This window comes from Mobiluncus holmesii ATCC 35242 (assembly GCF_000185445.1).
In the GTDB taxonomy this organism is placed as follows: Bacteria; Actinomycetota; Actinomycetes; order Actinomycetales; family Actinomycetaceae; genus Mobiluncus; species Mobiluncus curtisii.
This window is the reverse complement of record NZ_GL622346.1, coordinates 1,850,219-1,870,931: the sequence shown is the minus strand read 5'-3', so window position 1 is coordinate 1,870,931 and position 20,713 is coordinate 1,850,219. Positions and strand designations below refer to the sequence as shown.

The following is a 20,713-nucleotide window of genomic DNA, read 5'->3' as shown; positions in this document are numbered from 1 at the left end:
GCCATTATTGGCAGCTACGGCGCTATATTCACCCTTTATCTACAACTCCAGCAGGTATAGCGCTGATTTAAAGACGCACCCAAGCTGAAACGGCGAGGTCGTGAGACCTCGCCGTTTCAGTATTACAGCCTAGGGCTTATGTCGCCTACTTCGCTTCAGACTCGCGCTTGCGCCGTGCTGCCAGCAACCCAAGCCCTGCACCCGCGGCAATCATCAGGATAGACAAGCCACCAAAGATTGCTGCCTGCGCACCGGTCCGAGCCAATGTCGGCGGCACCTTCGGATGCATCGGCGGCACGGTGGTAGCCGGAGCCACCGGGATGCTTGGCGGAGTATCCGGAGGAGTACTCGGCGTAGTCGACGGCGGTTTCGTCGTCTCAGACTTCACCGGAGGAGGCGGAGGAGTCGTTGTCTTAGACTCAACCGGAGGCGTGTACGGCGGCGGAGTGCTCGGCTTCACCACGTTCACGGTCTGCGAAGCATCCTCAAGGTCTTCGTGAGTCAGAACCGGGGTGTAAACGCCAGGTGCAGCGGTACCAGCCTCGGGCAGCTTACCGGCGTAAGCCTTTTCAAAGACCACCAGCTTCTCGCCATCGGTCAAGCCTGCCGTATCCTGCGGAGTCAACGGAATCGACATCTTCCAGCTGCCGGAGCCGTCAGCCTCAGCCTTCAAACCAGCCGCGGTCACCGGCGAACCAACGATGGAACCATCGGACTTCTTGACCAAAGTACCGACCAAGGTGTAGTCAGCACCAGCCTTCAAGCCACTGTAGGTCACCTTATCGTTCACGGTCACGCCTTCACCAGCGGTGATTGACTTGGCACCGGACAGCTCCGCCGTGGTCTGGAGGGACAGAGCCGGACGACGCGTGATGATCTGTTTCGGATCAGCGTTGTCGCGGTGTTCCACAATCGGCTTGTCCCCGACCTTGGGCTGTCCGCCATCCTTCGTCATCTCGTAGAGGGATTCGAAGAATACCACGTCAGCATTCGGGTTAGCGTTGGCGGGAACCACCATCGGGTTGTCCTTGTCAACGACCCACTCGCTGTTATCGCCTTCCGCAGTGACCTTCGTCCACTTCACCAGCGGGTTGCCGTCAGCACCCAGCACCGGTTGGTTGTCGTTCGGGTCAGGCGTGCCGTCGACGTAGACCAGTTCGGTCTTGAGCCAGTAGTCGCGACCCTGCACCAGGTTGGTGTAGGTGACGGTATCGACCACAGCCGTATCCTCACTCGGCTTGAGCATCTTGCCATCGTCCGCGGTGCGAGCCACGGTCGCCAAGGTCGGCTTGACCAAGCTGAACTCGTTGAGAGCGGTGACGCTCACGGTGGCAGCCGGGGTAATGGTGAAGGTCTTGGTGGGACCTTCAGCAGCATCAGTCCAGCCTTCAGACTTCCACGAAACCTTCAACTTGGCTTGGGTCGGAATCTGCGCCTTGGCGTCGGTTTCCGTAATGGTTATCTCCGTGCCCATCGGGAAGCCGTCGAACTTCTGGCTGACCGCCTTACTCGGATCCTTCGGGTCCACCGTCAGGTTAAATTTACCCTCCAGGGCGGTGCCTTCCTTTGCCTTCTTGCCATCAGGCAGTTTAGCCACGTAACTAAAGTTCCAAGTTGCCGGAATCTTACTGATTACGTCCGCAGGCAAATCTGGAGCCGGCTTGACCACCTTGTTGACCTGGAATCCACCGAAGTGAGTGGATACCTCGAGCCACTGGGTACCAGCACCCGCACCGAGATTGTCTTCATGGTGGGAGGCAATCAAGCCCGCACCAGTCCGACCGGTCGGCAGCTTAGACAGCTCCGTCGTGAAGGTGTCCACATTCTGCGGCAGCTTGTACAGGTCTTCCCAGACGACAACCGTCTTGTGTGCCTGCGTCAGCTCGGTCGGAACCGTCATGTCAACGCTCCAAGTACCGCTGTGACCACCCGGTACGTAGCCGCCTTCAACGGTGACTTCGCGTACCTCAGAAGGAACGTAGTCAATCTTGTGAGCCTGACCCGCCTTGTCGTATTCAACGAAGTAGGTGTGCAACAGGTACTTGCCTGCCTGCAGGTTCTGGTACTTCACCAGGTCGGTAATCTTATCGCCGTTGCTGGACTTCTTGCCGAATTGACCGGTGGTGTTGGTGCCGATGGTGACTTCGTTGGTGAACTTGTTGTCCGCTACCACAGTCACGTTCGGCACACGGTCGGTACCGTTAGAGGTGCCACCGACCATCACGGTACCCTCGCCGTTCTTGACGGACTCAACGGTGACGCCGTTGGTCTCGGTGAACTTCACGGTGTCCTTCAAGCCGGCTTGCAGCTCAGCATGTTGGACATCCTCGGTGATGGTGCACTTGTCGCCAACGGGGATACCGTCGATGGTGTGCGATCCACCTTCGTGCAAGGTAATCGTGTCAACCGAACCCTTTTGGGCGCACTTGACAGTGAACACGTAGGTCGCCTTGGCGCGTTCGACATTCGCGGTGTTCTCATCCCAACCGGTGACAGCCTTGGTCAGGGTCAAGGACCCGAACTCAGGACGGTTCACGTTGATGGACTGGGAATCGGCAGTAATCTCGTTGTGCGCAGCCACCGGCTTGTGGTTACCCTTCGGGGTCACCTTACCGCCGTCAGCGCTCTCGTACGTGCCTTCCGCCCACAGCTGCTCGAATACGACCAGCTTGTCGCCATGCGTCTTAATGTCTGCAGCCTTGACCGGGATGTCCATGCTGGTTTCGTAAACCTTGACATCCGCGCCGTACTGAGCCTTTTCGGCGTCAGTTGCCGGCTTAGCCATATCCGCAGTGACCTTTACGGTCTTGGCGTTCGCCGCCAAGGCAGGGGTCTGCGCGTTCGCATCGTAGGCATTCTTGCTATAGACCTGACCGCCCAGAGCGTAGGTCTTGCCCTCCTCGACGTTCACCATGCGGATTACGTCGTGGACCGTGTATGTATCGGGAGCCTTCTTGCCTTCCTGGTTGACGCCTTCCCAAACCTCCAGGTTCGTGTCGTCACCAACATGAGCGATGGTGCCCACGCCAGGATGCTTGACCTTTACAGTCTGGTTTTCATCGTTCGGATCCTCGTGATCCGCCACGGGCTGACCCTTCAGCAGCAACGCTTCGTAAGCAACCAACTTGTCGTTAGCCTTCAGGACGCTCAACGGTACGGTGAACTCGACCTTCGCGGCAGTCTTGTCCGCAATAGTTCCGCTCACGCGGGTAGCACCATTGGTAGCCTTCGGCGTGGTGAACTTAGCAGTTCCCACCACTCCGGTGTCGCTGACCTTACCGTCGGCGGCAATACCCATGAGCTTACCGTTGAGGGTGTACTCGGTCGCAGGCAGCAGGTTGTAGTACTCAACGAAGTCCGTCAGCTTGACGTTATCGCCTTCCCAAACGACCTTTTGACCTTGAGCGTATTGCAGCTTGGTGCCAATCCGAGGCACGTCCACGACAGTTACGGTCTGGCGCGTGTCGTTAGCCTGTGCGTGCGTAGCGTCCCACTTGCTAGCGTCGGTAACGCTGGCCTTGATGGTGGCATCGTCACCGGTCACAAGGGAGGCTCGGGTCAGGTATTCGTAAGCCACCAGCTTCAGTTCGCTGCCAGCAGCCTTAGCGGCTGCCATCGGAGCCTTCAACTGGTCGGTCGTCACGTTGAACTTGATGACCTTGGTCATGTTCACGCTGTCAGCGGTGAATTTCTCCAGTCCGTCAGTTACGACCGTTTCGTTAGGCTGACCCGCGTTGTACACCAGGCGGGAAACCAGCACGTACTTCTCACCCTTGACGAGACCCTTCATCTGCACCTTATCCTGCAGATCCAGAGCCGCATCGGTCGCGATGACCTGGGAGCCGTCCTGAGTCAGGTCGGTCACCACACTCGGATGATAGTCGGTCTTTACCGTCTGGTCGGAATCCTTCGGATCCTCGTGCTTCAACGGAGGTTCGTTCGGCTTATCGTTGCGAATCAGGATCTCGTAAGCCACGTACTTGTATCCAGGCTTCAAGATACCCTTGTCGAACGAGTTGTAACCGACCTTTTGCGTGCCGTTGGCAGCAGTCGGGGTGAAGGTGGCGGTGCCGGTGATACCGGTATCGCTGACCTTGCCGTCCAGACCGATTTCCATCAGGGTCGCGTTCAAGGTGTACTTGACACCCGGAGTCAAACCAACGTAGCTGACCGTATCAACCAGCTGGGTCGTGTCGACCGGGATGGTCGGGATGTCCGCACCAGCCACACGGTTACCGTCCGTGCTCAGCACCGTCTTAATGGCGGGCTTCACGCCAGAACCAACCGTCTGTGCCGGGTCATTCGGGTCTTTGTGAGTAGACGCCGGGTTATTGGTTACCTTGTCACCGCGGTACAGAGTCTCAAACACGACTAGCTCGTCATTCTCTGCCACAGTACCGGCCGGAACTTCGAAGGTCATGAAGTCTGTCGCGGTCCAGCTAGCCTTGTCAGCCTTGAACGGCTTAGAGGTTACCTTGATACCGGTCGACTTGTTTTGAGTCTTGTTCCACAGTTCACCAGCGACTACGTAGGTTTCCCCAACCTTCATACCGGTGAAGGTCACGGTGTCCTTGACCGTCGACTTGGCGTCGGCAATCACCAGACCGCGTTCATTCTCGACGCTAGCCTTGGTGGCAAGCTTCGGAGACCAGACAGTCTGCGAGTCATCGTTGATGTCGTGGTGAATCAGGTATTCCTTGCCCTCTTGGTACACAGTCTCAAAGACCACGACCGGCTTGCCCAGAATCAAGTTAGCCGGAACCTCGAACTCGAGCAGTTCAAAGCCAGTACCGGAGGTAATAACCTTCTCGACCGGGCGGTCGGGCTGACCTTCAGCACGGTAGACCGAGCCTGCCGGACCAATGACCCGTTCGACCGGAGCCAGCCCCGGCACGGCCTGCTTGGTTTGCTTATCCATCAGCTGACCGGAGAGCAGGTAGGCCTGGGGGGTACCGTCGGCGTACTTGGCGTCCAGATTCAAACCAGAGTAGTCAACCTTGTCAACGATGGTGACGGTCTTGGTGTTATCTGCGACGTGATCGCCGTCTGCCTTATCGGTAGCGGTAGTCTCCAGAGAGCCAACTCGTACGGTCTGCGCTTCAGATGCAAAATCCTTGTGGTCTGCAACCACCACGCCCTTAGCGTCGACCAGTTCCTCAAAGACAACGAACTTCGCGCCCGCCTTTACCTGGTTAGCCGGAACCTGGAAAGTCACCTTTTGGACAGTAGCTTCGCCCTTCGTGACTTTGACGTTCTTGACTTCGCTGGTGGAGATGACGGTCTTACCGTCGGCGGACATCAGCTCGCCTTTCAGCGTGTAGGTGCCCGGTGCGGCGTTCGTAATCGTCACCTCGTCGTCAACCGTAACGGCCTTTTGGTCCTTCTTGAGTTGAACCAGCTTGCCATCGTTCACAGTCGCCACAGTGGCGAGAGACGGGTTGTAAACGACCTGCGAGTCATCGTTGATGTCATGGTGGGTAGCAACGGTTACCGTGCCATCTTGGAGGTCTTCGAACACAACCACCGGAGCGGTAGCCAAAGCAGCCTTATCCACCTCGAACTTCACGATTGCCTTTACTGCGCCCTGATCCTTTGAGGACGGAGTCTTGGCGGTGAACTTCGCGGGCGTAACCGTGACGTACTTGGCGTCAATCGGATCCCCGGTGTGAACCTGAGTGCCATCTGCCAGAGTGGCGTCGGCCTGGTAGTGCAGGGTACCGGTCACGGTGTATTCCTTACCGACCTGCAGACCTTCGTAATCGACCAAGTCGTAAATCGCGACCTTGGCGTGCGAATTGTCGAGGTTCTTATCCTTCGGATCCGCGCCCTTACCGTCCTTACCGCCGTCATAAGCGGTGGTGGTAATGGAGTTCTTTACCACGTTGATGGTCTGTGCCGGATCGTTCGGGTTGGCGTGCTTGACCACAACCTTGCCGGTGGCGGTGCCATCGTGCAGGGTTTCAAAGACCACCAGGTCCTTGCCTTCGACGATGCTCTTAGCAGCAACCGTGAACTTCATAGTCTGCTTGCCAATGATGCCCTTCGCGTCAGAGGTCACCTGTACCGGCTGCACGGTTACACCCGGCACCTTGCCGGCGTCGGTCTTGGAGCCGTCCGGGTTGGTGGTGACGTAGTGCAGTTCGCCCACCAGGGTGTAGTTGTGCTTCGGCTCGAACTTACCAGTGAACTTCACGGTATCGGTGATGACCGCATTCTCCTGACCAGGAATCATGGTCTGGTTCCCGTCGGAGTCCTTCGCGGAAGTACCCATTGAGCCGGAGTGAACCGTCTGCGCCTCATCGGTGATGTCGTGGTGGATAGCCACGGGCTTGCCGCCCTGCTTCAGGTTTTCAAAGACCACCAGGTCCTTGCCAGTCGGGGTAGGCTGACCGTTTTCGTCAACCCACAAACCCAGCTCCTTAGCCTTTTCCACGCTCATCTCAAAGGTAAGGTCCTTTTGGAACTTACCGTTCGCGTCGGCAACAACCTTGACGTCTCCGCCATTGTTGAACACACCGGTGTGTACCGGCTCGCCGTTCTGACCAGCCATCATCAACTCACCGTCGATGGTGTATTCCTTGCCCGGAATCAAGCCAGAACCGGTGACGGTATCAACAATCTTGATGGGTTGAGTCGGGTCGACGTACTTGTCGCCATCGCCGTCCTTGGCGTCAGTGGTGACACCGGGGACGTAAACGGTCTGCGCGCTATCCTTCGGATCGGCGTGCTCAGCCACCGTAGCCTTGGGGTTGCTCGGCTTCCCTGCTGCCTGGTCGAAGTCGGAGGTCTTGTAGAGTTTCTCGAACACTACATAAGACTCGCCACTCACGACCTTCACACCGGGGAAGGTGAGTTCCATCGTGCCACTGGCGGATGCACCCTTGGCGATGCTCAACGTCTGGAACACGGTCTGGACCGGGGTCTGCGAAAGCAGCTTGCCATTGGCGCCAACCGTCATGAGCTGACCGTACATGACGTACTCGCCCGGAGCGATGGAGTTGTAGGCAACCTTATCGGTCACTACGACGCCGGAGAGTTCCTTCTTGGTCTTGGAATCCTTTACCAGCTCCGCCTTCGTCATGTCCACAGTCGCGGCGCGCGTATCGGCAGCATCGGAGACACCGTCCTTAACGCTCGCAGTCGTGCCGATGGACGGATTGTAAACCGTCTGATCCTCATCGGTAATCTCGGCGTGGGTCGCGACAACCACTCCGCGATCCTTGACTTCCTCAAAAGCCACAACTGTTTGGGTCTTTAGGGAAGCTGCCTTGACGGTGAAGGTCAACGTGTGGCTGCCACTTACCAGGGTGCCGGCTTCACCGGGAACAGTGAACGTCTCGGTCTTGGTCGCACCTGGATCGTTGAGCACCCCAGCGTCACTTCCATCAGCAGCCTTGACGTGCAAGGTACCGGTCAAGGTGTACTGCTTTCCTGCCACGAGGTTGAAGTAGTCGACTTTATCCTTGACCTTCACGGTACCGGTCGCCGCTGGTGTCACAGGCTTGTCGATTGCCGCGTTGGTCTTTAACTTCGGCGTGTACAGCTTCTGGCAGATATCCTTTACCTCCGCGTGGAAGGGCAGGTTTACTGCCTTAGACATATCCTGCAACTCAGCCGGAGTCTTGCCCGCGAGACTGTTCACATCCACATTAGCCGGCAGCATGTACTCGAACATCACATATTCGGCACCGGGAGTGAGCTGTGAAGTCTGCAGGTTGAACTCGTTGTCGACACGATTCTTGCCAAAGAAATTCTGTCCCGCGGGAACGGTAATCTTCTTGGCATTGTCCACTACAGACTTGCTGGTGTCATCCGTCTGCACCAGGCGACCGTACAGGTAGTAATCCCCTGCAGGAACCTTAGTGTAGGTGAGATTATCAGTCAGTTTCTGTGTCGGAACTTCCTTTTCGTTCGTAGACAAGACTCGCGAGTCGGTGGTCCGGTCGTAGGCAACTGTGCTCATCGTCGGTGCCCACTGCGGAACAATGGATTGCCCAGCGGGCAGCTTCAGCTCAGAACCGTACGCCAAACAACGTGCACATGCCTGGCTCTTGTTCATCGGGTTACCACCGTTGAACACCATGATGCCGGCAGCAATACCTTCAGGATGCTTCTTCAGTAATTCAACCGGAATGGTGAAGGAAATATCCGTGGTGAAGTCATTCGCACCTCCGGGGACCGTGACTTCCTCAGCGTAGTAATCCCAGGTTTCGCCATTTTCGCTCTCCCAGGAGAGGTAACCCTGATCGAAGCGGTTCCTGTCCCCTGCCTTGCTGGTGGAGTACAAGCGTTCCACAACGGTATAGGTCCGGTTCGCGGTGACGTTCTTGAGAGTCACGGTATCGGTCAGTTTAATCCGACCGGTTTCGGAGTCGACATTAATCACCTTAATGCCGTTCTTCAGAACGCGCTTGCCGTCGGCTACTGCTTCGTGGTCAGGTGCGTCCAGGACGGATTCAATGCTGGCGAAGCAATCCCACCGGTTACGCATCAACACGGAGACATCAGCCTCAGAAGTTACGTCAAACGTGATGGCAGCCTGTTCTCCGTCGGAAGACATCATGTCAAAGGCGTAGTTAACCTCACTCGCCAGAGCCTTACCACTGGCATCAGTAGCTGTAATCACAGCCTTGTGACGCCAGCCGCCGTACTGCATAGCATTCCAGTCGTTAAAGCTCTCATCGTCAAGCTCAGCGACCGTACACTTCGAGTTGTAAGGCACCATGCCAAAGTCGAGGGCATCGCCGTTTACATTCACCTGGACAGTCTTATCAACGACAGTCTTTGCACCATTCTTGCAGGTGACGTGCATATTCACGTAGTCGCGGTTCATGTAACGGTAGTACGCGCCGTACTGCTTCATATTCTCGAAGTTAGCCTGCGAGTAGTCGGTCCTGCCGTGTGCCGAGGTGGCTTCCGCAATCTTTTGCAGCTTCAGCTTGACTTCTTCGTAGGACAGCTTGTTCGTAGCGGTCAGACCGGTAGTGGTACCGTTCTTGCCGATGGTGAACTTGCCGGCGGTAGAACCTTCTGCCCCGAACACAAAGTTGTTTTCAGCACCAACCGCCTGGTAGGGGGTGGGTTCTACGCCCTGCATGGTCGTAGATTCTTGCAGCGACCAGGACACTTCAGCAGCTACGCCAGTGGTGGTACCGCTCGGTGTGACCTCGCGGATAGCACACTTGGAACCGGTGGCGATATTGCCGGAAGTCCAGGTCTGACCTGCTTTGATGCTGAACTTGTTAGGAGCAGCAGCCGTCCCGACCTCGGATCCGTCCGGGGTGACACACCAGTATTCGAAGTTGTAGGTGCCGTCAGCAATCGCGGCGGTGGAATCCTTAGCGATCACCTTCTTCACACTGAACTTGCCGTTTGCCGTGGAGTAGGTGTTGGTCACGGAGACGTCGACCACGTTATCCTTTTCGACCACGAAGTCATTCGCGGACAGGGTAGCCGAGAGGGTCGAGCCTTCCTCGGTCTTGGCACCAGCCTGATCTTCGGTGATGTGACACTTGTAACCCAGCGGAATACCATCCACGAACTTGTAGCCCTTATCGGTGACTCCGGTCACCTTGCCGGCTACCTTTTGGGTGGCGTCCTGCGGGTCTGCACAGGTGTAACTGAAGCTGTAAGACTCCTTCACCGTGATGTTCTTGGCAGCGCTGACCGACTTCATAATCTTAAACTTGCCCAGCTCGCGCTCGTAAGTGTTGATTACTTCTACGGTCCGACCCTTTTCTGCGCTCAAAGTGACGGTAGCGGTCGCCTTGTCGGACAGGACGCGCTTGCCTTCCTTCATCTGCACAGTCCAGAGGTGTCCAGCCACCTTTGCACTGGGTTCAGATTCGGAGATGGTACAGGTCGCCCCGACCGGAATCTTCACACCATTCACATCGGTGGTGAACTCGGCGCTATCACCATTCTTAAAGGTCTTGCCTTCCATGATGACGTGTTCGGCGTTATCAGTCGGGTACTTACAGGTAGCCGAGAGCTTGACCGACTTATTGCCTACGGTGGTGTTTTCTCCAGCCACGATGGTCTTGCTGACCACCAGCTTGGTGTCGGGCACCGTGAAGTCGTTGGTGGCGCCGACCATAAGTGCTTGGTTTTCCTGATCTACAGTGAACGCAACACCGTTAGCCTGGGTACGGGCATTGTTGTCGAAAGGCTTTACGTCCTTGCCTTCCACCGGTTCAGCAGTGCCCAGGGTCCACTTGGTCGTGACCTTTTCGTTAGCCTGTGCAACCGCAGGTTTCTCCCACACGACACACTTGGTGCCGACGGGCAGATTCTCTACCGTGACCGGGTCGCTGCCGGCTCCCAGGTCGTATCCGACACCGTTCTTAACCTCTCCTGCCGGAGTCTGGCAGGAGTAGTTGAAATAGAACTGTTCGGCGTGGTTGCCAGCGTTGTTACCCGTGACGGCAGCCTTGTAGAACTTAAAGCCGGTCATCTTTTCGGTGTAGACGTTGGTGGCAGCAAACTGGAAAGTCTGGCTGTCAGTCACGGTCTGTTCACCGGAAGTCAGACCCTTGCCCTCCGGAACGAACGAAGTGGACACGTACTTCAACGGGTTCGCGTTCGGGTTGTTCACCAGCTTTTGGTTGGTGACGTACAGTTGCGCCTGAGGCTCTGACACAGAACACTTGGAGCCCTGGGGCACCACGATAGCTGCTGATTCTTGACCGGCGGCTACTTCAATGAATTTAGCCTTGGCTTGAGAGCCAAACGGAGTCGCCTGGGTGTAGGTCTTTCCGTCCGGGGCTTTACAGCTGTAGGTGAACTTAAAGGTGGCATCGGGGGTAAAGACTGCTCCGCCCTGGATGACCTTTTTAATGGTGAAGCTCGCCTTGTCGTATTCCAAAGTGTTCTTGGCTTCCAGTTGCAGCACCTGCGCCTTGCCATTCTGGGGCAGCGGGATGGTGAACTGCTTGTAGCTAGCGTACGCCCCAGTGCCGTTGGGCAGGTTCGTCACCCAGGAGGGGGTGACGGTGACGCCGTCAATCTGCACCGGCTTTTCCTTGATGTAGCAGGTGGTGCCGACCAAAATGTTGTCGCCAACCGTCTTGGTCTGTCCACCGCGGACTTCTAGGGTGCCGTTGGTGTGAGCCGCGTCGTTACACTTGTAATCAAAAGCGAAGGTGGTTGCGGCAGCCTTGGCGTCGCCTTCGACCTTCTTGGTGAGGGCGAACTTACCGTAGTTTGCCTTTACCGTGTTTACGGCCTCAACCTTTACTGCGGCCTTACCTTCTTTGACGGTCAGCACGGCGTCGCTCGCACCCATCGACATGGCGCCTTGGTAGGAAACCGTGCTGGTAGCCGCCTGGGTGGACGGGTCATACTCGTGAATCAAACATTCGGTGCCCACCGGGTAGGACTTCGATGTCCAGGTCTGACCTGCCTTCAGGCTGACGGTAAATGGATCTTCCTCACCGCAGCTGATGCGGAAGGTGAACGCCGTACCCTTGAGCGGGTTCGACTCGCCCGCCTTGACGGTCTTTTGCAACGTGAACGAACCAGCCTCCTGTTCGTAAACGTTCGTCGCTGTCACCAGCACGACGGCGTTCGGGTTGCGCGGAACATCAAATTCCAGGCGTTCAGAGTTGCTGACATTGTATTGCGTACCGCTCAGGTCAAAGGACAAATCCTTGAAATTGGCTTTTGCGATAGCGGGTTTCCGCGGCTCGGTGATGGTACAGGTCATACCGGCTTTAACACCCTTGACCGAGACTGCTTCTCCGTTACCTGCCACCGTCACGTCACCGGATACTGTCTTGCCAGACCTATCCGAGCATGAGTAATGCAACGCAAAGTTATCGTTGATGAGCTGACCATCGGTAAACCGGGCAATCTTTCGCAGGCTGAAGGACGCATCGGCGGGCAGGTACTGGTTCATGAACGACACCTGGTTGGCAAAGTCGGCACGAATTGGACGGAGCGACACCGTGTTGGACTGAACGGGTTTAACCAAAGCGTCCGCAGCGGAAATCGTGACGTCATAGCCACTGGGAGCCGTCGGCTTCATTTCGGTCACGCTGCACCGGGCGCCAATCGGCAAATCCTTTACTTCATAGCTCCACGGATCGCCATCCGCGTCAGTCGAAGGATCCTCGGGAAGCGCGAAACTTCCGGCAATTCCCTTGTCACAACGGTAATAGAAGTTGAACTTGCCACCGTTAGCGTTCGCTGCCGTGTAGGCGTCGAACTTGCCATCACTGTTGACGTACTTAAAGACTTTAAAGCCACCGGTGGGTTCCCGATAGGTGTTGGTCACCGCCAGGTTGATGTCACCAGCGTCGCCCATCTTAAACTTGGCTTTCGAACCAATAGTCTTGCCGTTCACGTTGACCGGCGTGGGGTCAGAGACCATCTCAGCATTGCCACCGACCCAGCGTGGGGCAGTTGCCAAATCGACCGGAGCTGGAGAGTAGGTTTCCTCCACGGTGCAGATAGCGCCGGGGGTCACTTCAATCGAGCTGGCTTGGTATCCTGCCCAAGCGGGGTTTGTGTTAGCCACGCCGCCTCGAGCCGGGGCGTAGAGGGTCGCTGCAGTGCCGTCGTCACAGCTGACGCGGAAGGTCACATTGCCGTCAGCCTTATCGGCTGCACCGATTGCTTCCTTTGACAGGGTCAGTTCGGCTTTGTTCTTTGCGATGAGCACGGTCTGATCAGGGTTTTCGCCAGTGTGCTTGGCAATGACGTTGAGATTACCGTAACCCTTTGTGAAAGCTGTTTCCCCACCGGCATACTTCGGGTCAGAAGTGACGAGGATTTCCTCATAATAGAACCTATCGCCCTTCTTAACCTCGGAGGCTTTCACCTCATAGGGGAACAGCCCGGTCACAGTGCCCTGACCGCTAATGTTGGCATCAGCAACCTGGGTGAACACCTTTTTAGCGATTCCCTCGCTGACCTTCGTGAGGGTACCAATCAGGTACTTACGATTTGAAGCCGTGTCAGCAGGAATGTTTTCATACTTCACATCATCGGTCAGGGTGATGACCTCGTCAGCACGAGAGAACGTCGCAGTTTCCGCACCACCGGGCACCGACTCGGCACCGTTCACCTTTGCGGTGGTGGAAATAGCGGGCTTCGGCTGCGGAACGTAGGTCCACTTCACTTCCAGCGAACCGGACAAATCGAGGTCCTTCCTTAACACCACGACCTGAGCCTGCGTAGGTCCATTTGGATTATCAATAAAGTAAGGATCCTCAACGTTCTTAACTGAACCCGCGAAGGAAATCTTAAACGCGTTTTGGTTAGCAATCTTGAGGGTTACACCGTTTAATGCTTCCCGCAAGCTAATGTGATTATTGGGAATGGGCTTACCATCAGCATAGGTAGCGCCCTGCACCGTGAGGTACACCTGGTCGCCAATTATCCGGCCTTCGGTCGAGTTCGGATTGTAATCGTTCAACTGGACAGTCAACAGAGTACCGCCATCATTGGCCGGCTGCAGCGACACCTGATCGAGGTGCATGGTCTCCAGAGCCTTAACTACGTTTCCATCCTGGCGATGTTGGTACGCAGTGAGGGCTTCCTGGATGAGGTTTTTCACATCGGTGACTCCCGTATCGCCCCATTTCTTGTCAGCATAGTTCCAGGCACCCGCATTATCGGTAATGCCGAAAATCACCATCCAGATGGCGTTTTGATAATGACCCCAGTTCGCGCCCCTACTGTACTTGGCGTAATGCCACGCCAGGGCCTTAACGGTTTCCGCCTTTTCCGGATTATCTTTCGCCCAGTAAATCGTGGACTTAGATGGGTCAGTGTAAACCTTGTGGTTGCCAATTCGGTAACCATAGAAAGGCTCCACACAGAAGCTTGCCTGTCCATCTACCTTAAAAGAGTTCTCGGTGTCACTGGGGTACAAAGCCAGGAAATCAATCGCGGCATGATATGCCGTGTTTTCATTCCGATGCTTCCGCGCCCATTGCCAGACATTGTGTTCACCTTTTGCGTCGGCAGTCCAGTTCTTAACCAAGATAAATGAACCTACGGGAACGATAGGTCCGTTATCTTCACAAGCCGCAATACCGGGGAACTTAGAGGCACTGGGATGTTTGCTGTACTGTTCCTCAAACCATGCCAACCCTTGCTTACGCAGGTTATCAAACTGCAGATTGAGGTTATCTACCATAGCTTTCTTGGTGCGCTGGTCGAAAGGCTTACCATTCATAAACTGTTCCAGCTGATTCATCACATCAGCTTGGGCTTCATCAACCTGCTTGTTGAAGTTGGCAATCGCGGTGTCTTTATTGACGCTGGGATCAAACTTGAGCTTGATTTCTTTCATCGTCGGCTCAAACTTGTAGCCAAATGGGACCGCGCCAGACAAAATCGTCTTGGTGGGGGCAGGGTTCGCCGCGCGATCCTCGCCCACAGCTGCCGGGGCAGGAGATTCGGGAGACAGCTCCGGAGCTGAGGAGGGTTCTTCCGGGTTGGCAGGCAGCTGCGGAGCGTTGGCAGCACCGCTGGGCTCGGTGGAGGTACCCGAGTCACCGGCGGGGTCTGCAGTCTTGCCAAAGATACGTGCCTGAGTCGCACCCGTTTCCGTAGCTTCGCCTTCGATAGGCTCTAAGCTCAAGGTGAGAGTATCTGCGTCTTCTTCCTCAGGCTCAGCAGCGGAACGGTCGGAGGTAGCCGCGCGGCTGGCAGAACCGGAAGGGTTAAACGGTAACGTGGCGGAGGAACTTCCGGGGAAGATAACCCACGCACCAAAACCTTTTTGGATGTTGTTAGAAATTCGCTTGTTCGCAATAATGCCGCGATCTGGGGCTACCTGGTCTAGGGCGTCGTAACCATCCCAATATGGGTTCCCTGATCCATCTACCTTCGTAGCCTTTGTAATACATTCTTTGGGCAGGTAGTGAGCTGTGAAATCCCCAACCTGGGCGGTATCACCATAATGTGCCGCGGCATCATCAGGGTCTTTAGTTGAGAAGAGCTGTCCGGTATATGCCAACCGGTAGCGTACGTCGCCGTTCGTGCCCACATCAAAGTTCGCATCGGGCGAAACGTTCACCGTCGGATGCACCGAAGCCTGGGCGGTCGGTGTCGCCGCCAGGGAGGGCATGACCAAACCGCCAACTGCCCACGCCACGGCAATAGCCGAGGCTATCACCCCCGCGGTCCAGTTCCGACCCTTTTTACCTTTTTGCTTAAAGCTCACTAAGGTGGGCTTTCCCGGCTGGTTTTGCCGCGGGTCCTTGGCTATAGCACTCATGCTAAATACCTCCATATAATTAGCCATTTTTTCGGTCTGAGCCCTTTTGGGGACACTAAACATGCTTATATACAGTAATTAAGACTACCAGCTTTCCCAGCTATCTCCAAGAGTACTTCCAGGATTGTGCTGACAATCTCACTATTGCTCCAAAGCCGTTCGGTAAACCCCCGTTTTGCTTTAGGAAAACTCAGCTTAATAGCGCAAATTTCGCGAAAATTGACGACAGTTTTCAGCCCCTTTTAAGAATGTCAAGCTGAGTTTGTCACCTCGAGCGCAGGTAGAAAAACGGCAAATAAACGGTAAAAACCGCGGTTTTCTGCAAATCTGCCCAGTAATTTTCGCAAACCTGAAAGAAACCTTAAAAAGGGCACCTGAACCTGGGAGCGAGTGCCGATTCCCACCCTTTTGCCCTCTATACCGCGTCAAACTACCGACGCGTGGTTAATCCCTGGTCAAAACACCTGCGCAATCGCACACATAATGCCTGCCCTAGCAGTACGCGAAACGCAAGCTGACATTTCCAGGGTTTCTTCAGTCTCAGACCGTTACAGTTTTAGATTAGAAATCGCACAAGACGCGAGATATGAACCAGAACTCAGATAAATCGCGAAAAAACTTGGTGAAAGAATTTATAAAAAGAACTTGTGATTTCCTGAAGATGAGGTATAGTTACCAGTGTAACGCGGGTCGACGCTGGAATTTTCCGTGATGAGAACCCGTAAACTAAAAAAACTGGGAGGAACCATGCAGATGCAAAAGAAAGGCGTGATGACCGCGGTAGCGCTCGCCATGCTGGTGGCTTTGAGCACCCTGTTGCCTGCGCAGGCTGCCGACCGAGAAGCCAACCTGAACGGAAGTACGCAAGTGCAGCCCGTAGAGATTTCTTACGGTAGCTACGAACAGGTTCTGGTTGAGGTCAGCGCCGACTAACACGGTACGCGAAAGCCTCTTGACCCGCCGCAATGCGGTGGGTCTATTCTTTTACTCCGCTTTTGTATTTCAGGGTTAAAGGGCATTTCATGGGTTTAAACGGCATTTTGGCGCTGTCGGCTCGTCTGTAACCAAGTTGGGAGCTTGCAGATTGTGTTGACCCGCAAAGCAAACGCCGCTATAGAGAGTCCTTTCAATCACGCCGTTGCTCACGCCAGTGGATACTTGCCACCCTCGTGACCCCGCGAATTTGCGCACGATAACCGGTTCAGGTAGTATCTTTTGGTGCCCAAAGGGCCTATAGCTCAGTTGGTTAGAGCGCAGTCCTGATAAGACTGAGGTCGCTGGTTCGAGCCCAGCTAGGCCCACCAGCCCCGAAATTTCGGGGTTTTTTCATACAAAACGGGGCTATAGCGCAGCTGGTAGCGCATCTGCTTTGCAAGCAGAGGGTCGGGGGTTCGAGTCCCCCTAGCTCCACCATTAGGACGCTCATTTCGATACAAAGTGAGCGTCCTATTTTTATACTACTGGGCGCGGGGTATTCGCTTGCCAGTGCAAGTTTCTAGATTCCGCTCACTCACTTGCTTGCCTATACAGGAACCGCTAACGCGGCGCACTTAACGCTATTCCTAGCGGTCGGGCGCACACTTGGCCTGAGGCACTAAAAGGTCTCGCTGACGCTAAAAGGTTGGGGTAAAGGACAAAAATGGGGGTGCGGATTGTTTTTTGGACAGTTTTAGACTACCGGCTGGTAGTGGTTTCTGTATTGTTTTATGGTTATTCCGCCGAGGGTGAGTTTGATGCGGTGGTTGTTGTAGAAGTGAATGTAGCGTGTAATGGCTGTTTCAAGCTCGTTGGTGCTTTTCCATTTGTATCCGTAGTACATTTCGTTTTTCATTCGCCCGAAAAAGCCCTCACATGCAGCATTATCGGGTGAGCATCCTTTTTTAGACATTGACTGGGTGATGTGGTGACATCGTAAAAACGCTGCAAAATCTCCGCCCCGGTAGTGTGATCCGCGATCAGAGTGAATTATCAACAAATTATCGCTAATGGGTTCTTCAAGAGCCATGTTCATTGAAGCCATTACTATCTCATTACTGGGATGGCGCCCGGTAGCCCACCCGACTACTTTGCCGTCAAAACAGTCGATAATAGCCGATAGATACAGTTTCGATTCCGCCGTGATGAACTCGGTTATATCTGTAAGCCATAGCTTGCCAGGGGCATTGGCGTGAAAGTTACGCTTTACAAGATTTTCAGGAGCAGGCGCTATCTCACCGTTATAGCTAGAGTAACGCCGTTTCCGACGCGGATAACGCACAAGGATTTTATCTTCGCTAATAATCTTGCGCACCACTTTCTCGCTGACTCGTATTCCACGAGCACGCAATACACACCAGTTACGACGATACCCATAGGTGTAGAAAGACTCAGCAGCAATAGCGGCAATATCTTTACGTAACTGACAATACTTATCCCGGCGAGCCATTGCGTGAAGCTGGTAGTAAAAACTCGAGGACGACAACCCCACAACATCAAGGAGCATTCCCAACGGATATGTACCTCTAAGAGCGTCCACTACCTGCGCTTTGTGACGATTCGTCAAAGCTCCGGGCAGGACGCTGACGTCTTTTTTTATTAACTCCAGTTCCTGATCCATCACCGCCTTTTCCACGATTAGCTTGGCTGCTAAGCGTTTCAACTCTTGCGGATCATCAGGCAAAGACGCCTCTAGTGATTTAACGGTAGGTAACTTAGCTGCTTGCCCTCGTTCCTTTCTACTCATTAATCCCCACTCTCCTTCCTGCCGGTATCGCTCCACCCAACTGTATACACTCATCGGGCTACGCAAACCCAGCTGCGAAGCGATTTGCCCAGGACGCGCACCCTTGTTAAACATCTCAACCGCGCTAAGCTTTGTCTTAAAAGGATAATGAGTAAGTCTTTGAGCCCGCTTAGGCTTAGAAACCGGCTTTCCCGCCTCCCGAATCCATTTATGCAAGGTCCAACGCCCAGGATAACCCAGCAACAAAATCGTTTTAGTTACCGACCCCGTACGCCTATACACCTTCAACGCCTCACGACGCTGCTCCCGAGAATACGAAACATTCATAAAACACTCTCCAACAATCCGTCCGCACCCCCATTTGTCCTTTAACCCCCATACTGCTGGTGTCTCATGGAGTTGTGGTGTTGATGCCGGCGCGCGCCGCGATAATGGCCAGTTGCCCCCGGCTTTTGCATCCAGTGTGGGCAAGTATTTCGGAAACATAGGAACGGACAGTGGCGGGAGACATATAGAGCTCCTTGGCGATTTCCTTGTTGGTTTTGGCGTCGAGTAACTGGGCGAATACCGATTTGAAGCGTCCAGGTAGGGTGTCCACCGCGTCGATGAAGTCTTGATATTGGGCTTGGGTCAGTGATTTCTCGGTGTAAGACTGGGTGAGGATATCCGTGGGTCGCGAGTCATAGACGGCCTGTCCGGATAGTGCCTTTTTGATATATACAGCCACCTCAGCTGGGGTGGTGTTTTTGGTGAGGAATCCTTGGACACCAACCGCGAGGGATTGGGCGAGGGCGTCTTCGTGTTCGAACGCGGTGAGCATGATGATGGTGGTTTGGGGGTAGTTTTTGCGGATTAGTTTTGCTGTTTCGATTCCGTCTAAGATGGGCATGTCCACGTCTATGAGCGCCACGTCGATACCCCGGGTCATCTTGGTCAGGGCTTCGGCGCCGTTGGGGGCAGTAGCAACGACCTCGATACCGTCCTCGCCATCAAGTAGCCTAGCGAAGCTTTCTTGGATGACCAGGTCATCGTCGGCTATGAGTACGCGGATGCCCTCGCTCATTATGTTTGTGTCCTTCCATCGGTGGGGATGAGCGCCCAGAGTATCCAGCGGGTAGCATTACGACTGTATTCTAATTCGCCTCCGTGCAGAGTGATTTGGTGTTCGAGGTTGGCTAGGCCGAAGCCTCCGGTGATTCCAGTGTTGGCGGGGGTGTCGCTGATGGGGTTGCTGGTGGTGATGGTGATGGCTCCGTCTGGTTCTCGGGCTACTTCTAGGCTGGCGGTAGTGTCGGTGGGGGCGTATTTCAGGATATTCGTGGCGGCCTCGCGGATGACTAGGCAGGTCAGGAGGGCTTGCTGGCGGGTGGTTTGCTCATCGAGGTTTTCACTCACGTCGTTTTGTAGGGTGATGTTCCTGGTGGAGAGCATTTTGGTTACTAGGGATACGGTTTCGGTGATGTTGGTTCTCCCGGATTCGGTGTCGAGTTGCAGAATAGTGGGTTTGATACGTTTCGAGGTGGCGATAGCCTGGTTCGCCAGTGCCGTGAGTTCATCTGGGGTGGGGGCGGCTTGCTGGCTGAGTTCCTGTGCCTTAATCGCAATATGGGCGAGGTCTTTGGCTATCGTGTCGTGCAGCTGAACCGCCAACTGTTTACGTATCAGACTACTGGCCTGACGTGCTTCCCGCCTTGCCTGCTCTGCCTCTAGGCGTGCTTGCTCGGCTTGCTTGCGGTTGTGCTCTGCTAGCGTGTTGGCTTTAGCGGTTTTTAGTCGCAAGTAGCGGATAGCGAGCCCTAAGGCTATGGTCACGCCGGAGCCGAATATTGCTCCGATGACCTGGAGGCTCGGGTATGGAGAAACCGCGATTAGACTCACTTCGGTCGCGAGGAGCAGCAGTAGCCCCGGTATTATCCAAGACCGCACCAACCACACCCCGACCAGCACGTATATGCCGAGGGTGGGTGTTGTCAGTGACCCGAATAGACCGAAATAAATACAAGACAGAAGAATGAAAAGTGACTCGAAGTACGGTGGGAAAATCCCGCACAGGGCGAGTGATACCATCAACACAAGCAGGATAATTGGAGAACTTGGTTCCATGACACGGTCAGAAAATGTCCCCATGATGGTTTCGGCCATAAATGAGAACGCTGCCGTAAAGGTGAAAATCGCTGTCAAAATAGCTGGGTGGGGTTTAAAAATAGGGAAAACCCAGCGGAGAAGGCTTTTGAGTTGATGTCGTTTCATTCTGGTTACGTTCTTGTGCATGTTAGTGATGGGGTAAAAAGCACGCAGCAATTTTCATGATACCCAGTCCTTCCGCCTAAAAATCGAGTTTTGCCTGCATTCTAGTGGAGCGAAGTGATGCTGGGTATCGTCAGGTGTCGGTATAAAAATACCGACACCTGACGATAGCGCCGACGGTTGCGCGTGTGATTCACTGAGAATAACGGCGAAAAATCGTTGCTGACACCAACGGATGACTTGGGCATTCGGTGAGGAAGAGGTGGATTATGGAAGAGGAAATTTCGTCATTTGACGGCTCGCGCAATGGTGGATCCGATCGTGGGTCTGGTTCATGGATGTTCCGAGGAAGCTCACGGGCTACTTCGCTGGTGATGATCGTGGCGTTGCTTAGTGGTGTAGCATTATGGGTTCCGGGGCTGACAATGTTTAGCGGTATATGTTTCGTCGTAGCATTTGTTTGTGCATTGATCGTTGTAATCCACTCAGTGAGCTGTCGTAACTGAAGTGTCCCA

6 protein-coding genes and 2 tRNA genes are annotated in these 20,713 nt (G+C 54.7%); 3 read left to right on the top strand and 5 right to left on the bottom strand.

All coding sequences use genetic code 11. The features are described 5' to 3' along the window. Positions 1 to 145: 145 nt before the first annotated feature. Positions 146 to 15,256 carry a VaFE repeat-containing surface-anchored protein gene (locus tag HMPREF0576_RS07965; RefSeq protein ID WP_036324598.1) on the bottom strand — a complete coding sequence of 5,037 codons (15,111 nt, stop codon included), beginning with the start codon at positions 15,254 to 15,256 and terminating at the stop codon, positions 146 to 148. Between the two features lie 726 nt (positions 15,257 to 15,982). Between HMPREF0576_RS07965 and HMPREF0576_RS07960 the strand changes: the two genes are divergently transcribed. The 3 genes from HMPREF0576_RS07960 (at position 15,983) to HMPREF0576_RS07950 (ending at position 16,642) form a co-directional block, all read left to right on the top strand. Beyond that, positions 15,983 to 16,162, top strand: a complete 180-nt coding sequence (locus HMPREF0576_RS07960) for a DUF3551 domain-containing protein (protein ID WP_245527383.1) — start codon at positions 15,983 to 15,985, stop codon at positions 16,160 to 16,162. Positions 16,163 to 16,456: 294 nt separating this feature from the next. Continuing rightward, positions 16,457 to 16,533, top strand: a tRNA-Ile gene (locus HMPREF0576_RS07955). 33 nt (positions 16,534 to 16,566) lie between these two features. Continuing rightward, positions 16,567 to 16,642, top strand: a tRNA-Ala gene (locus HMPREF0576_RS07950). Between the two features lie 256 nt (positions 16,643 to 16,898). On the opposite strand, the gene HMPREF0576_RS07945 is transcribed toward HMPREF0576_RS07950, so the two are convergent. The 4 genes from HMPREF0576_RS07945 to HMPREF0576_RS09460 form a co-directional block, all read right to left on the bottom strand. After that, entirely contained in the window at positions 16,899 to 18,278 is a 1,380-nt protein-coding gene (locus HMPREF0576_RS07945) for an IS3 family transposase (protein ID WP_081456834.1), read from the bottom strand. A gap of 64 nt (positions 18,279 to 18,342) precedes the next feature. Then, positions 18,343 to 19,014: a response regulator transcription factor gene (locus tag HMPREF0576_RS07940; RefSeq protein ID WP_004007828.1), complete on the bottom strand. Its 672-nt coding sequence runs from the start codon at positions 19,012 to 19,014 to the stop codon at positions 18,343 to 18,345. Continuing rightward, positions 19,014 to 20,018 carry a sensor histidine kinase gene (locus HMPREF0576_RS07935; RefSeq protein WP_245527412.1) on the bottom strand — a complete coding sequence of 335 codons (1,005 nt, stop codon included), beginning with the start codon at positions 20,016 to 20,018 and terminating at the stop codon, positions 19,014 to 19,016. Before HMPREF0576_RS07935 ends, HMPREF0576_RS07940 begins: the two co-directional genes overlap by 1 nt. Before the next feature lie 373 nt (positions 20,019 to 20,391). Beyond that, on the bottom strand, positions 20,392 to 20,713 hold a 322-nt coding region (locus HMPREF0576_RS09460), incomplete at its 5' end, for a hypothetical protein (RefSeq protein ID WP_211204620.1).

Excerpts from the sequence above, each read along its gene's own strand:
- HMPREF0576_RS07935 (WP_245527412.1), bottom strand. The coding sequence starts at position 20,018 with ATGGTATCACTCGCCCTGTGCGGGATTTTCCCACCGTACTTCGAGTCA.
- HMPREF0576_RS07945 (WP_081456834.1), bottom strand. The coding sequence starts at position 18,278 with ATGAATGTTTCGTATTCTCGGGAGCAGCGTCGTGAGGCGTTGAAGGTG.
- HMPREF0576_RS07965 (WP_036324598.1), bottom strand. The coding sequence starts at position 15,256 with ATGGCTAATTATATGGAGGTATTTAGCATGAGTGCTATAGCCAAGGAC.
- HMPREF0576_RS07940 (WP_004007828.1), bottom strand. The coding sequence starts at position 19,014 with ATGAGCGAGGGCATCCGCGTACTCATAGCCGACGATGACCTGGTCATC.
- HMPREF0576_RS07960 (WP_245527383.1), top strand. The coding sequence starts at position 15,983 with ATGCAAAAGAAAGGCGTGATGACCGCGGTAGCGCTCGCCATGCTGGTG.